11 protein-coding genes are annotated in these 13434 nt (G+C 62.8%); 5 read left to right on the top strand and 6 right to left on the bottom strand.

Features of this window, described 5'->3' with window-relative positions; all coding sequences use genetic code 11:
- The first annotated feature begins 60 nt into the window (after positions 1-60).
- The 3 genes from DTP52_RS06530 to DTP52_RS06520 are packed head-to-tail and all read left to right on the top strand — an operon-like array spanning position 61 to position 3004.
- Entirely contained in the window at positions 61-1203 is a 1143-nt protein-coding gene (locus DTP52_RS06530) for an ABC transporter ATP-binding protein (RefSeq protein ID WP_109752527.1), read from the top strand.
- Positions 1200-2120, top strand: a complete 921-nt coding sequence (locus tag DTP52_RS06525; protein WP_109752525.1) for an ABC transporter permease subunit — start codon at positions 1200-1202, stop codon at positions 2118-2120. Before DTP52_RS06530 ends, DTP52_RS06525 begins: the two co-directional genes overlap by 4 nt.
- On the top strand, positions 2117-3004 hold the full coding sequence (locus tag DTP52_RS06520) for an ABC transporter permease subunit (protein ID WP_109752523.1): 888 nt from the start codon (positions 2117-2119) through the stop codon (positions 3002-3004). Before DTP52_RS06525 ends, DTP52_RS06520 begins: the two co-directional genes overlap by 4 nt.
- 194 nt (positions 3005-3198) lie before the next feature.
- On the opposite strand, the gene DTP52_RS06515 is transcribed toward DTP52_RS06520, so the two are convergent.
- Positions 3199-3837: an HD domain-containing protein gene (locus DTP52_RS06515; protein ID WP_109752521.1), complete on the bottom strand. Its 639-nt coding sequence runs from the start codon at positions 3835-3837 to the stop codon at positions 3199-3201.
- 187 nt (positions 3838-4024) lie between these two features.
- Between DTP52_RS06515 and DTP52_RS06510 the strand changes: the two genes are divergently transcribed.
- Positions 4025-4990: a GlxA family transcriptional regulator gene (locus DTP52_RS06510; RefSeq protein ID WP_109752520.1), complete on the top strand. Its 966-nt coding sequence runs from the start codon at positions 4025-4027 to the stop codon at positions 4988-4990.
- Positions 4991-5001: 11 nt separating this feature from the next.
- Here DTP52_RS06510 and DTP52_RS06505 read toward each other — a convergent pair whose 3' ends face one another.
- The 4 genes from DTP52_RS06505 to DTP52_RS06490 all read right to left on the bottom strand — a co-directional run bounded on the left by DTP52_RS06505 (position 5002) and on the right by DTP52_RS06490 (position 10784).
- Positions 5002-5343: a carboxymuconolactone decarboxylase family protein gene (locus DTP52_RS06505; RefSeq protein ID WP_014340738.1), complete on the bottom strand. Its 342-nt coding sequence runs from the start codon at positions 5341-5343 to the stop codon at positions 5002-5004.
- 101 nt (positions 5344-5444) lie between these two features.
- On the bottom strand, positions 5445-7850 hold the full coding sequence (locus tag DTP52_RS06500; protein ID WP_109752518.1) for a penicillin acylase family protein: 2406 nt from the start codon (positions 7848-7850) through the stop codon (positions 5445-5447).
- Positions 7851-8169: 319 nt separating this feature from the next.
- The gene (locus DTP52_RS06495; protein ID WP_109752516.1) at positions 8170-10284 is read right to left on the bottom strand and encodes a type III effector; all 2115 of its coding nucleotides are present in this window, start codon (positions 10282-10284) and stop codon (positions 8170-8172) included.
- An 11-nt stretch (positions 10285-10295) separates the two neighbouring features.
- On the bottom strand, positions 10296-10784 hold the full coding sequence (locus DTP52_RS06490) for a CesT family type III secretion system chaperone (RefSeq protein ID WP_109752514.1): 489 nt from the start codon (positions 10782-10784) through the stop codon (positions 10296-10298).
- A 187-nt stretch (positions 10785-10971) separates the two neighbouring features.
- On the opposite strand from DTP52_RS06490, the gene DTP52_RS06485 reads away from it, so the two are divergent.
- Entirely contained in the window at positions 10972-12096 is a 1125-nt protein-coding gene (locus DTP52_RS06485) for a transglycosylase SLT domain-containing protein (RefSeq protein ID WP_109752512.1), read from the top strand.
- 174 nt (positions 12097-12270) lie between these two features.
- Here the strand turns inward: DTP52_RS06485 and DTP52_RS06480 are convergent, their stop codons facing one another.
- A complete protein-coding gene (locus tag DTP52_RS06480; RefSeq protein WP_109752510.1) occupies positions 12271-13428 on the bottom strand; it encodes a serine hydrolase domain-containing protein in 1158 nt (385 codons plus the stop codon).
- Positions 13429-13434: the final 6 nt, after the last annotated feature.

The following is a 13434-nucleotide window of genomic DNA, read 5'->3' as shown; positions in this document are numbered from 1 at the left end:
GTCAACACTCTTAGGTTCGTCCGCGTGGGGCGAACTGCAAATTCTGTGGGAGTTTCGTAAATGGCAGTTGCCTCCGGCGCCTATAAGAAAGCCCTCGAGGGCGACCAGACACCCAAGCAGGTGCTGGTCAAAATCGACCGGGTCACGAAGAAGTTCGACGAGACGATTGCCGTGGACGATGTGTCCCTGGAAATCAAGAAAGGCGAGATCTTCGCCTTGCTCGGCGGTTCGGGATCGGGCAAATCCACCTTGCTGCGCATGCTGGCCGGTTTCGAGCGGCCCACCGAGGGAAGGATTTTCCTCGACGGCGTGGATATCACCGACATGCCGCCCTATGAGCGGCCGATCAACATGATGTTCCAGTCCTATGCCTTGTTCCCCCACATGACCGTGGCGCAGAACATCGCCTTCGGCCTGCAACAGGACAAGATCCCGAAGGCCGAGATCGATGCCCGCGTGGCCGAAATGCTCAAGCTGGTGCAGATGAGCCAGTACGCCAAGCGCAAGCCGCACCAGCTTTCCGGTGGTCAGCGCCAGCGCGTGGCCCTGGCCCGTTCCTTGGCGAAGCGGCCAAAGCTGTTGCTGCTCGACGAACCGATGGGTGCCCTGGACAAGAAGCTGCGCTCGCAAATGCAGCTTGAACTGGTGGAGATCATCGAGCGGGTCGGCGTGACCTGCGTCATGGTGACCCACGACCAGGAAGAGGCCATGACCATGGCCGAACGCATCGCGATCATGCACCTGGGCTGGATCGCCCAGATCGGCAGCCCGATCGACATCTACGAAACCCCGACCAGCCGGCTGGTCTGCGAGTTCATCGGCAACGTCAACATCTTTGAGACCGAAGTGGTGGACGACGCCGAAGGCCACGCGGTGCTGACTTGCAAGGACCTGGACCGCAACATCTACGTTGGCCACGGCATCAGCACCTCGGTGCAGGACAAGTCCGTGACCTACGCCATTCGCCCGGAAAAACTGCTGGTCACCGCCGAGCAGCCGACTTGCGAAAACAACTGGTCCAGCGGCAAGGTCCATGACATCGCCTACCTGGGCGGTCACTCGGTGTTCTACGTCGAATTGCCGAGCGGCAAGCTGGTGCAGTCCTTCGTCGCCAACGCCGAACGCCGTGGCCAGCGGCCGACCTGGGGCGACCAGGTGTTCGTCTGGTGGGAAGACGACAGCGGCGTGGTGCTTCGCTCATGAACATGCGCAAATTCAAACGCCGACTCGACCGAATAACGCCCGGTGGCCGCCAACTGGTCATCGGGGTGCCCTTCCTCTGGCTGTTCCTGTTCTTCATGCTGCCGTTCTTCATCGTCCTGAAGATCAGCTTCGCTGAAGCCGATGTGGCCATTCCGCCGTACACCGAGATCTACAGCTACGTCGACCAGAAACTGCAGGTGCTGCTCAACCTCGCCAACTACGCGATGCTGAGCGAGGACGAGTTGTACATCGCCGCCTACCTCGGCTCGCTGAAAATGGCCCTGATCAGCACGGTCTTGTGCCTGCTGATCGGCTACCCGATGGCCTATGGCATCGCCAACGCCCGTAAAGAGATGCAAACGGTGCTGGTGCTGCTGATCATGATGCCGACCTGGACCGCGATCCTGATCCGCGTCTATGCGTGGATGGGCATCCTCAGCAACAACGGCTTGCTCAACGGCTTCTTGCTGAGCATGGGCTGGATCAGCGAACCGCTGCAAATCCTCAACACCAACCTGGCGGTCTATATCGGCGTCGTCTACTCCTATCTGCCGTTCATGATCCTGCCGTTGTACGCCAACCTGGTGAAGCATGACCCCAGCCTGCTGGAAGCCGCGTCGGACCTGGGTTCGAGTACCTTCAACAGTTTCTGGAAAATCACCGTGCCGCTGTCCAAGAACGGCATCGTCGCCGGTTGCATGCTGGTGTTCATCCCCGTGGTGGGCGAGTTCGTGATCCCGGAACTGCTGGGCGGCCCGGAAACCCTGATGATCGGCAAAGTGCTGTGGCAGGAATTCTTCAATAACCGCGACTGGCCGGTGGCATCCGCCCTGGCAGTGGTGATGCTGGCGATCCTGATCGTGCCCATCATCCTGTTCAACCGCAGTCAGGCCAAAGAAATGGAGGGCAAGGAATGAAGCGCTTCAGTTTTTCAAGCCTGATGCTGGTGCTGGGTTTGCTGTTCATCTACGCACCGATGCTGATCCTGGTGATCTTCTCGTTCAACGCCTCGAAACTGGTGACGGTATGGGGCGGTTGGTCGATCAAGTGGTACGTCGGCCTGTTGGACAACACTCAGTTGATGGGCTCGGTGGTGCGTTCGCTGGAAATCGCCTGCTACACGGCGATTGCCGCAGTGGCCCTGGGTACGCTGGCGGCTTTCGTGCTGACCCGCATCACCCACTTCAAGGGCCGCACGCTGTTCGGTGGCCTGGTCACTGCGCCGTTGGTGATGCCGGAAGTGATCACCGGCCTGTCGCTGTTGCTGCTGTTCGTGGCCATGGCACAGATGATCGGCTGGCCCCAGGAACGTGGCATCGTCACGATCTGGATCGCTCACACCACGTTCTGCGCGGCCTATGTGGCGGTGGTGGTCTCGGCGCGCTTGCGTGAGCTGGACCTGTCCATCGAAGAGGCGGCCATGGACCTCGGTGCGCGGCCATGGAAGGTGTTCTTTTTGATCACCATCCCGATGATCGCGCCGTCACTGGCGGCGGGGGGCATGATGTCCTTCGCGTTGTCCCTGGACGACCTGGTGCTGGCGAGCTTCGTTTCCGGCCCTGGTTCGACGACCTTGCCGATGGAAGTATTCTCGGCGGTACGCCTGGGGGTAAAACCGGAAATCAACGCCGTGGCGAGCCTGATCCTGCTGGCCGTGTCGCTGGTGACCTTCCTGGTCTGGTACTTCAGCCGTCGCGCCGAAGAAAATCGCAAGCGCGCGATCCAGCAAGCCATCGAAGAAAGCGCCGCCGACTCCTGGAAACAACCGGAAGTCCGCCGGGCCGAGACCGCACCGGTCTGACCCGAGACTGGCGCCTAATGTGGGAGCGGGCTTGCTCGCGAAGACGGAGGTACATCCAACATTCATGTTGGCTGATGCATCGCTTTCGCGAGCAGGCTCGCTCCCACAGTTTTTTGTTCGCCTACAAATCCGCGGTCGAACGCAGATCCCATTGTGGGAGCGAGCCTGCTCGCGATAGCGGTGGGGCGTGCTGGCTACGAATGCCAAGGCGAAGTACGGATCACCTCCACGAAGTTCATCGGTTTGAACCCCGGCTCCTGATCCACCAGCACATCGGTCTTCACATTGCCAAAGGTGGTCTGCGGACGATGCCGCAAACCGTTGGCGAAGGCGCAGATGATGCACTCCTTGAACCCTTCCCCACGCGGATGAGCGTGCACCACGGCGTCGCGCTGTGCGGCGGGAAACGCGGCGTAGTCCATGCCCAGCACGTCCATTTCCACGCCAGCGGTCACCAGGGCCACCGTGGGGCGCAGATGTTTGGGTACGCCCGGCGTAGTGTGCAAGGCAATCGACAGCCACACCTGCTCAATGTCGTCATCGCTCAACCCGTAGGGCTTGAGGAACGCCGCGGCCGCGTTCGCACCATCCACTTCGAAGCGCTCATCATCGCTGCGATAACCCTCCACCAGGCCCAGGTCGTGGAACATCGCACCGACATACAGCAACTCCGGGTCATAGGCCAACTGCCGACGCTGGCCACTCAAGGCGCCGAACAGAAATACCCGGCGGGAGTGGTGGTACAGCAAGTCGGATTCGATATCGCGGATGTATTCGGTGGTGGCGCGGGCGAGGGTGCTGTCGGGGATCTTGATGCCGGCGATGCTGTTCATGCTGTTCTCCTCTTGACGATGGGCCAGTGCGGCGCCGAGGGTTCCAGTCTGTTCGCCGCAAGGTAGCCGGACAATGTTCCCATGGCTGCGATCCTTGCCAATAAACCTGGGTTTCGTGCCAGATGGCTTCCGGGACGCGAATTGGCTAGGGTGCTGGAGTCGTTCCACTCGAAGGCAAGCGAGCACCATGCAGAAAGTCGTCGCCGTCGTGGTATTCCCTGGCGTCCAGTCGCTGGACGTTACCGGGCCCATGGACGTGTTCAGCGAAGCCAATCGGTTCCTGGTCGCCGAGGACCACTATCGGCTTGAAGTGATCGGCGCCGAGCGAGGCGCAATGTCCTGCTCCAACGGCTTGTCCCTGAATGCCCATCGGCATTTCAGCGAGGCTCGGCAGGCCTACGACTTGCTGTTGGTCGCGGGCGGGCCGCAGCTGCCGTTCATGCACCTTGGGGCAGGATTCGATGCCTGGCTGCGGGAGGCCTGTGGACGGGCCCGGCGCTTTGGGTCGATCTGCAATGGCGCTTTCATGCTGGCCCGGGCTGGATTGCTGGAGGGGCGGACCGTCACCACCCATTGGGGTGACGCCGCGGCGCTGGCGCAGCTGTGTCCCTCGACCCGGGTCGAAGCGGATCGTTTGTATGTGCAGGATCGCCAGCTCTACACCTCCGCCGGGGTCAGCGCAGGCATCGACCTGTCGTTGTTCCTGCTGGCCCAGGACCATGGGCCGGACGTGGCGCTGAGTGTCGCCAAGCGGCTGGTGGTGTTTACCCAGCGCGCGGGCGGGCAGTCGCAATTCAGTCCTTTTCTCGCACCCCACGCTGAGCCGACGTCCACCGTGGCCCAGGTCCAGGCCTATGTACTGGCGCACCTGAACGGTGACCTGACCATCGCCGACCTGGCCAATGCCGTGAACATGAGCCCGCGCAGCTTCTCTCGGGTGTTCACCCGGGAAGCGAAGGTCACGCCAGCGGAGTTCGTCGAGCAGGCCCGGGTGGACGCGGCGCGGGTAATGCTGGAAAGCACCCGCGCCCCGCTCAAGACCGTGGCCTGGCAATGCGGCTTTCGTGATGCCCAGCACATGCGCAGCGTATTCAATCGCAGGCTGGGCGTGACGCCGCAGCGATTCAGGCTGAATTTCGGCGCGCTGGCGTAGGTGTCAGCCCCTCACTTCTTCAACGCGTCATGGGCTTCCAGGGCTCGCAGGGAGTAGATGTACGCCGCGCCGGCATTCAATGACACGGCGGTGGCCAGGGTGGCGGCGATTTCTTCGCGGGTGGCGCCGGCCTTGATGGCGGCGTCGGTGTGTACGCCGATGCAACCGTCACAGCGCGTAGTGATGGCCACGGCGATGGAGATCAGTTCACGGGTCTTGGCATCGAGCACGTTGTTTTCAGCCGCGGCTTCGTCCAGGGCCATGTAAGCCTTGACCATCTTCGGATTGCTCTTGCCCAGGGCGCCAAAGGCGCTCTTGATGGTGGGCAGCAGTTCGGACCAGTTATTGAACATAGCGTTGACTCCTATGGAAGAGACGGGATTTAGCCCCTGTAGTCTTGACCATCCATGACGATCAAGCCCGGGTGGTGATGAAAAAGACCTGCGCGCCCGATTCAGGGCGCCCGGGCCGGCAGCAGTTTCAAGGTGCCATGGGTATTGGCCGTCACTTCTTCCTCGGCCAGGTGCGCCTGGTGATACAGCCCCTCGATGTAGGCCTCGGCCTGGTCCTCGTAATGCCTGTCGAACGGCACGCCGCTCTGGCCGACAGGGTTGATGGTGACGCTGTGGCTCGGGTCGGCGAAGTCGATGATGCGCCGGGTCGAAGGCCCGTAGGTCACTGGCCACGGTGCCGGGCCGATCTTGGCGGAGAGGTTGTTGGGCACTTCGTGGGTGCCCGGCGCGGCGAACGGGCCGACGTTGAAGATCTGGTCCAGGGGTTTCTGCAGGCCCAGCGGGTGGCCATGGGTCAAGGTGTGGGCCTTGCCCCATTGCCATTGCGTGGCGTCTTCGCCGAGGGTGGCCTTCAGGTGAACGAGGCTCTTGTCCCAGGCCTTTTTCACGGTGTCGGCGCGGGTCTCCGTGCCAAGGGTCGTGCGATCATCCCACCATGGAGAGTCCCCGGAGGCCGCCAGGCGTGGCAGGGCCGCGTCGATCACCCGGGTCGACAGTGCGGCGTCGAAGAAACCGTCGCCCAGCTCATCGCGCAGGGCCGCGTCGGCCAGGTTGAACAGGAACTGGTTGAACAGCGTTGCACTGGTGGAGTCCAGTGGGTAATCGCCCGGCCACTGTGCCAGTTGCTCTACCCATTTGCGCTCCTGAGGGTCGCTGACCACGTCACGCAACACCGGCAACAAAGGCGCAAGCAGGCGAGGGCCGTAGGCGGTGGTGGTGCCCAGTTGCAGTTTCTGGGTGGTTTCCAGGTCCCATTTCGCCTGCTTGTCGCTGAGCTGATGGTTGAGTTGCTGGCCACGGTCGGCGAGGTTGTAGTAACCGGGGATCTCGATGCCGCTGGCTGGCACCGGCTGGAAATTGGCCGAGATGATGTAGCCCCGCGCCGGGTTCTCTTCCTGCGGGTTGCTGCTGAATGGATAGAAGCCTTCCTTTTCCGCCTCCGGGCTGCTGCCATCGAGGATGAAGCCGGGCTTCACGCCGGCCGGCCGCTTGGGCAGTTGCGCGGCGGCCCACCAACCGATGTCCCCCTTGGCGTTGGCCCACACCACGTTCAATCCCGGTGCGTGGATCTTGGCCGAAGCGCCACGGGCCTTGGCGAGGGTATCGGCGCGGTTGAGCTGGTAAAAGGCTTCGAGGATCGGGTTGCGGCTTTCCAGGAACCCCCACCACATGGCGACCGGGGTCTTGCCGGCGTTCGCACCGAGGGCATCGTTGACGATCGGGCCGTGGGGCGACTGGCGCAGCACCAGCGTCACCGGCGCCTGCCCCTTGACCGCGATCTGCTGTTCGCTGCGGGTCATGTCGACCCATTGGCCGCGATACCAGACCTGCTCGGGATTGTCCGGGTTGACCTTCTCGGCGATCAGATCCAGGTCGTCGTTCTGGAACATGGTGATGCTCCAGCCGAAATCCCGGTTCATGCCCAGCGTCGCAAAGGGCAGCAATGCTTGGTAATGCCCGTAGAGTTCGAAACCCGGCGCCGACAGGTGCGCCTCGTACCACACCGACGGCGCGGAAAAACGAATGTGCGGGTCGCCCGCCAGTAAAGGCTTGCCGCTGTGGGTGCGGCTGCCGGAGACCGCCCAGGCATTGCTGCCTTCGAACTGCGGCAGGCCGTTGTCGGCCAGGGCCTGCTCGCTCAGGCGGGCCAGGGCGTTGAGGTCTTTCCAGTCGGCGCCGGCCAAGGGCAGGCCGCCCTTGCGACCTTCGGCCAGCACGCCCTGGGGCTGCCAGTCGAGGTCGAAAATGCTCAGGTAATTGGCCCCCAGCACATCGCGTACGTAGGTCAGCAGGGGTTCGGTACGAAACGCGGCGGCGAAGCTGTAGGCCATGTAGCCGGTAATGCTCACGGTGTCTTCGGCGGTGAAGGGGCGCTTGGGAATGCCCAGCACATCGAATTCCACCGGCCGGGTGTGACTGTCCTGATAAGCGTTGATCCCGTCCAGGTAGGCTTGCATGGCGATCCAGGCCGGGGATTGTGGATCCTGTTCGGTCACATAGGTCGCGGCGCGCTCGCGGATGCGCAGGCTGCGCATCAACTTGTCGGTGTCGAGCAGTTTGGGGCCCAGCACCTCGGCCAGCTCGCCACGGGCGAGGCGACGCATGATCTCCATTTGAAACAGCCGGTCCTGGGCATGGACATAGCCGAGGGCGCGGTACAGGTCGGTTTCGTTTTCGGCGCGGATATGCGGCACCCCGCGTTCGTCGTAGCGCACCGTCACCGAGCCATGCAGCCCTTGCAACTGCACCGTGCCCTGGCGGGTGGGTTGCTTGCTGTAGAGGTAGCCGCCCGCGACGATGATCGCGGTGACGACCAGTGACAGGAAGGCGATGAGGGTGCGCTTCATGGTGATTCCTTATTCTGGTGACAGCGGTCCCATGGTCTCGCTGTTGATTCCCTGTTTAGCATACGGCTGCTTCCCGGCGTATCGCCCGTCGGAGGGATTTGCACCAGACCGTCGTGCGGGTCGGAGTATAAGCGGCGCGGAGAATCACAAGGCTATCGTTGATCGGCACAGTAATCACGTCTGCCGTCGTCGAAGCGCAAAGGGATGTGAGTCGGCGTGTGTCGCGAGGGCCGGCCGCAGGGGGCTCCTGCGGCCGGTTATAGAAGGGAGGTTTCAGCCGTTGACCGTCGAGCCATCGAAGGAAGGCCCGACGGGTTCATCAGCTTGGCCGGGGGGTAGGTGCAGTTTCATTGGACGGCCCGCCCTGGGGCCGCGCTTCGCCGCGTTCCGCCAGCTCCATATTGTCGCCGGCGCCAGGATTTTTAGGCCGTGTTGCCATGCTCTGAATCTTGTCGGCCCCCAGGTTAAGCCCGGCGATAGTGGCTTGCGGAATGATCTGGGTAAGGCCGCGCGTCACGTGGTAGGTGTTTTCAAGGTCCCGCCGCCAGCCTGCGGGCTGGGTGTGGGGCAGGCTGTCCCGGTTTGGATGTGCAACGTTTTGCAGCGGTACCTTGGCTCGCTGGGTCAGGTCGTCTTTGCCGGCCAGCGCCTTGTTTTCGAGCGGTGCCGCCACGCTATTGGCAAAGAATGGGAGCAGGGTCAGGCCGGAGGAGAAGAAGGTCGTGACGATCTGCTCCATTTTTTCCCGCACTTCCGGATCCTCACCCACCGCGGCGGCGTCGCCCACCGCCGTGCGCATGGCGATCCCTTCGCCCACGCCGACGATCCGGTTGGTGAGGTCGCTGACATTGGCCATGTTGAGTGGGTTGAGCTTTCCTGTCGCTTCGGAAAACGCCTTGGGCAGGAGTTCGCTCCAGTTGCGGTTTTCCTTGGTGACCCGGTAGGTAGGAATCTCCTCGTCACCATGGGTCTGGGCGTATTTTGCCACGGCCTGGCCGCCGGCCATGAAGGTGCCGCCTACGGCGGAGGCCGCTGTGCGGGCGACGATGCCACCAGCGTTGACTGAGGTGAACTGGTCGATGGTGTCCCGCACTGCGTGAGCGGCACCGAAGGCGAGGTAGCCGGTGAAGTCGCCGCTCGCGGTGCCGAAGTTGTTCGCGTTCTGCTTGAGCGTGAATTCGTTGCGCTGTTGCTCCTGCGCGAGATTGCGCGCATTGAGTGCAGGGTTGGCGACCCGCTGCCCGTTCTGCGTGACGACTTGCAAGGCCTTGGGGTACACCGCCAGCGGATCGACCTTTGCCAGACCCGCGCCGATGGTCTTGTCGACCACGACCTGGACGAATGGACGGATGCCGTCGCTGATCACTTTGTGTGCGGTGCCAAGGACAGTCGAGGTCGCCGCGACATGCTTGCCGTAGGAGGCGTCGGCCATTGTCTCATCGATCGACGCAGTGATTGCGCCAAAGTGGCCCGCAGAGGCCACGCCCTGCGGGATCCCCGCCCCGGCGAACACCGCCAGGCCGGTTACAAAACCGCTCGTGGTCTTGAGGTCAGCAACATAGTCCTGGCGTCCGACGTTCTTCAGCGCCGTGTCCAACGTTTCGTTTTTCTTCGTCGCTTTAGTCAGCTCGCTAGGCTTGCTGTCCTCATTTTCCTGAAAGTCTTCAAACTCCTCCTGAACCTTGAGCAGCTGGTTCAGTTCAGTGGTCGCCTGGTCTCGTTCGGGCTGGGAAAGGCCCTCGTTGTTCATTGCACTGCGCGTATGCTCGATTCGGCTTTCCATGAAGGTATTCAAGCGCGTGGGCAGCTCTTGCGTCATGGCTTGCATGACGCCCTTTGCGTAACCGCGGAAGGCGTCATGACTGTTTTGCAGAGGCTGGCGATCACCTTCCGGTGTGTTGTCGATCACTTCCTGGCATAACGAATGGTAGGCGCCGAGGGTATCGCCCACGCGTGCGCAGTGTTTGTCCCAGACCGCGCCGAAGCCACCGCTTTCCTTCCTGTCCTTGTCGTTCTTTCCCAGGTACTCGTTGAAGTCCTGGACGAATGCTTCGGTTTCTTCCTGGCCCGACAGCATCGGGTGAGGCGTGCCGCCGAGTTCGGCCAGGTGCTTTTGTATGTCTTGATAGCTTGTGCCGGGCGCATAGCCCAATGCCGTGCCTTCCAGGGTCATGTGCTCGCGTGCATAGCCGATGGGGTCGCTTTCGGGGTTTTTCTTGCCGAGGCTGTTGACCAGCCCTGTCAGGCGTTGCTGCCGGGTCCTGAGTGTTTGCTGGGTCTTGTCGGTCGCTTGTCCTTCGAAGTGATAAGGCACCAGGGGATTGGTGGAGGGGCGAACCTGTTCGGACAGGCTGGTTCCCACCGGCATTATGCGGTCGTCCTGCTGGTGCAACGCCGCCGAGCCGGTGCTTCGTCCTACTGATAAATCTGGCATGTCGTGCTCTCCTAGATTGACAGGGCGCTGTTGAGCCCGGTGCTACGGGGGGTGGGTTTGTGCTGGGTAGCCTTGGCGGCGTCGTTTGGGCTGGCGCCGTCGAAGAAGTAGCCATCTCGCCAAATCAGCGCCATTTCAGCGGCACCGCCCATCAACCCGAGCAGGCGTTCGGCCGCGAGGTTTTCCAGGGGAACGTGGCCGATCAGGATCACCTGTTCGCTGTCGCGGTTGTAAGACAGGGACGGGCAGAACGCCCCGCTCAGCAGGTACAGGTTGGTTTCCAGCAACCGTTGCAGGACCGCTTCGCGATTCGCCACGGGCAACGGCCCGAAGCTGCAGTAGATGAAGACATCTCCCTCGCCCACGCCAGGGGTGTGTTTCAGGGAAAAGTCGACATCCTTGACCGACAGGTTCGCCTGTTCGTAGAACGCTGACGGGGTTGGAATCATCGTGAGGGCGCAAAGCTGATCGATCAGCTTGCAATAGGTGGGTGACGCCATGATTGACCTCGTATTGTCATCCAGGCGCCGACGAGCGCCTGCTGCCCATGGTGAGTGACACCTGCGGCATTTCGGTTCCAACCGAGCGCCGCTGCCGCCCGATGCCGGCGCGCCGGGTGACCTGCGTGGAACCGCTGCCCTGTGATCTGCCACCCAATGGCGCCACCTCATTCAAGGTTGACCGCCCATGTCCCGATCACTTGCACCTTTGCCGGCCCTTCGATTCGTCCCCAAAGGGTTGTCCATGCTGGCCATGGGGACCTTACTGTATGGCTGCCAGCACCTCGAACCGCAGTTGACCATCGGCGATCCTTACGCCAACGAGCCTTACCGCTCGCAACTGCGCTGGTTGGAGCCGGCGCCTACGGACACCATCATCCAGATCGGCGAGTTAGCCCCGCAAAGCGGCGGTAGCCTGTGGGCGCGCATGCGCCAGGGGTTTTCCTTGCAGGCCAAGACCCAGGGCGTAGCGCGCGTCGATGAGCAGCGCCGCTGGCTGATGGATCGCCCGGCTTTTCTCACCCAGACCGGGCGTGCCGGCAGCCGTTACCTGCACTTCATCGTTGGCGAGCTGAACAAGCGCAACATGCCGCTGGAACTGGCACTGCTGCCGGCCATCGAGAGCGGGTTCAATCCGAATGCCCAATCACCGGCCCAAGCCTTGGGCCTATGGCAATTCATTCCCGCCACGGGGCGCCGCTACCAATTGCAGCAGCGAGGCGATTACGACGAGCGCCGGGACATTCCGTCATCGACGCGGGCTGCCCTGGATTATTTGTCCTACCTGCACGATTACTTCGACGGCGACTGGCTGCTGGCGCTGGCGGCCTACAACGCCGGGGAAGGGCGGGTGCGCGACGCCATCACGCGCAATCGCGCCCGTGGCCTGGCGACCAACTATTGGAACCTGTCGTTGCCCGGCGAGACCCAGAACTATGTGCCGCGGTTGCTGGCGCTGTCGCAACTGGTGAATGCACCCGCGGACTATGGCGTGAGCCTGGCGCCCATCGCTGACCAGCCGTACTTCCAGATGGTTGCCTTGGCGCAGCCTGTGGACCTGGCGCACCTGGCGCTGTTGTCCGGTGTTCATGAGCGAGAGTTGCGCATGCTCAACCCTGCCGCGCGTGGCCGGGCCAGGGGGCGCTTGTTGATGCCCCTGGAAGCGTCGCGCAGGTTGCTGGCTCAACCGGACATGATCGGCAAGGCGGCGCTGCCCCACGTGGCCGGTAGCGAAGAGCAAGTGGTCGCCGCACCCGATACTGGAGGGGCCGAGCCGCAGGTGGCGGAGGTGGCCGCGCCGCCAGGAGTTTGAGCCGATCATCCCCCCATATCGATCGTTCCCACGCTCTGCGTGGGAATGCATCCTGTGACACTCTGCGTCACCTTCCAGAAGCGGAACGCGGAGCGTCCCTGGCGACATTCCCACGCAGGAGCGTGGGAACGATCGATCCGCGCCAGCCGGGCTACTGATTCTTCCATCCGGGATCTACAGGCAGCCCATCGCGACATTGGCCAAGCCGCGTGCGCGGGGGTCCATCAAGACGTAGGAGCCAATGGTGTTGCAGGCGAAGCCGAACGCCACCCCGCGTTCAGGGTCGGCAAAGCCGATGGTGCCACCGGCGCCCATGTGGCCGAACGCTTCGTTGCCCATGCCATAACTGCCGTTCGCCACATCCGGCTGGTTGAGCATGACGCCCAGGCCAAAACGGGTTGGAGTCTGGATGGTCGGGTCGTACTCGGCGCTGTGTTCGCACAGCATTTCGTTGAGCAGCGGCGACTCCAGCAGGCGCCCGTCGAGCAGGCCGGTGTAGAACGCCGCCAGGCTGCGGGCATTGCCGTGTCCGTTGGCCGCCGGCTGGGTCATGCGTTTCCAGCCGGGTTCGTTACTGCGCCCCAGCACCATCGGCGGGTTGGCAAAGGCCAGGGCGCTCATGGCGGTCGGCGCGGTGAGCACGTCGTTCAGCACCCGGCCAAAGGCCTCATCGTCGATCTCGTCTTTGGTGCGCGCCATGTAGGCGCAGCGAGCGATGGTCGCGTCGTCCAGACCGATGTGGAAATCCAGCCCGAGCGGCACTGCCACGCGTCGGTGAATGCTTTGCGCCGGCGTCAGGCCATCCACCCGGCGTAGCAGCTCGCCGAGGATCCAGCCGAACAGCAAGGGCGAATAGGTCTGCTGTTCCCCCGCCGCGGCCCAGGGATGCTCCTCGGCGATCAGGTCCGTCATGGTGTTCCAGTCGTAGAGGGTTTCCGGTGCGAGGGGCGTGCGCAGCGCCGGCAGCCCGGCGCGGTGGCAAAGCACCTGGCGCAGGGTGATCGACGCTTTGCCGGCGTTGGCGAAGGCCGGCCAGTAGTGGCAGATCGGCGCGTCCAGATCCAGGCGCCCTTCACCGACCAGTTGCATGATCGCTACCGCCGTGAAGGGCTTGGTGCAGGAAAACAGATTGAGCAGCGTGTCGCGCTGCCAATGGCTGTCCGGTTCCGGCCCGGCAATGCCGGCCCACAGGTCGATAACGGTTTCACCGTCAATCTGGATGCAAAGGGCGGCACCGCGTTCGAAAGGGCTTTGCATCAGCCGGATAAACGCCTCTTTGACCGGTTCGAAACGAGTGTCGCATTGACCATGGATAGCAAGTGCACGCGTCATGTCAGC

The sequence above is a fragment of the Pseudomonas sp. 43mfcvi1.1 genome, from assembly GCF_900115935.1.
GTDB classification, from domain to species: domain Bacteria; phylum Pseudomonadota; class Gammaproteobacteria; order Pseudomonadales; family Pseudomonadaceae; genus Aquipseudomonas; species Aquipseudomonas bijieensis.
The sequence above is the reverse complement of the archived record's forward strand: the minus strand, read 5'-3'. Positions and strand labels throughout refer to the sequence as shown.

Excerpts from the sequence above, each read along its gene's own strand:
- DTP52_RS06530 (WP_109752527.1), top strand. The coding sequence starts at position 61 with ATGGCAGTTGCCTCCGGCGCCTATAAGAAAGCCCTCGAGGGCGACCAG.
- DTP52_RS06525 (WP_109752525.1), top strand. The coding sequence starts at position 1,200 with ATGAACATGCGCAAATTCAAACGCCGACTCGACCGAATAACGCCCGGT.
- DTP52_RS06520 (WP_109752523.1), top strand. The coding sequence starts at position 2,117 with ATGAAGCGCTTCAGTTTTTCAAGCCTGATGCTGGTGCTGGGTTTGCTG.
- DTP52_RS06515 (WP_109752521.1), bottom strand. The coding sequence starts at position 3,837 with ATGAACAGCATCGCCGGCATCAAGATCCCCGACAGCACCCTCGCCCGC.
- DTP52_RS06510 (WP_109752520.1), top strand. The coding sequence starts at position 4,025 with ATGCAGAAAGTCGTCGCCGTCGTGGTATTCCCTGGCGTCCAGTCGCTG.
- DTP52_RS06505 (WP_014340738.1), bottom strand. The coding sequence starts at position 5,343 with ATGTTCAATAACTGGTCCGAACTGCTGCCCACCATCAAGAGCGCCTTT.
- DTP52_RS06500 (WP_109752518.1), bottom strand. The coding sequence starts at position 7,850 with ATGAAGCGCACCCTCATCGCCTTCCTGTCACTGGTCGTCACCGCGATC.
- DTP52_RS06495 (WP_109752516.1), bottom strand. The coding sequence starts at position 10,284 with ATGCCAGATTTATCAGTAGGACGAAGCACCGGCTCGGCGGCGTTGCAC.
- DTP52_RS06490 (WP_109752514.1), bottom strand. The coding sequence starts at position 10,784 with ATGGCGTCACCCACCTATTGCAAGCTGATCGATCAGCTTTGCGCCCTC.
- DTP52_RS06485 (WP_109752512.1), top strand. The coding sequence starts at position 10,972 with ATGTCCCGATCACTTGCACCTTTGCCGGCCCTTCGATTCGTCCCCAAA.
- DTP52_RS06480 (WP_109752510.1), bottom strand. The coding sequence starts at position 13,428 with ATGACGCGTGCACTTGCTATCCATGGTCAATGCGACACTCGTTTCGAA.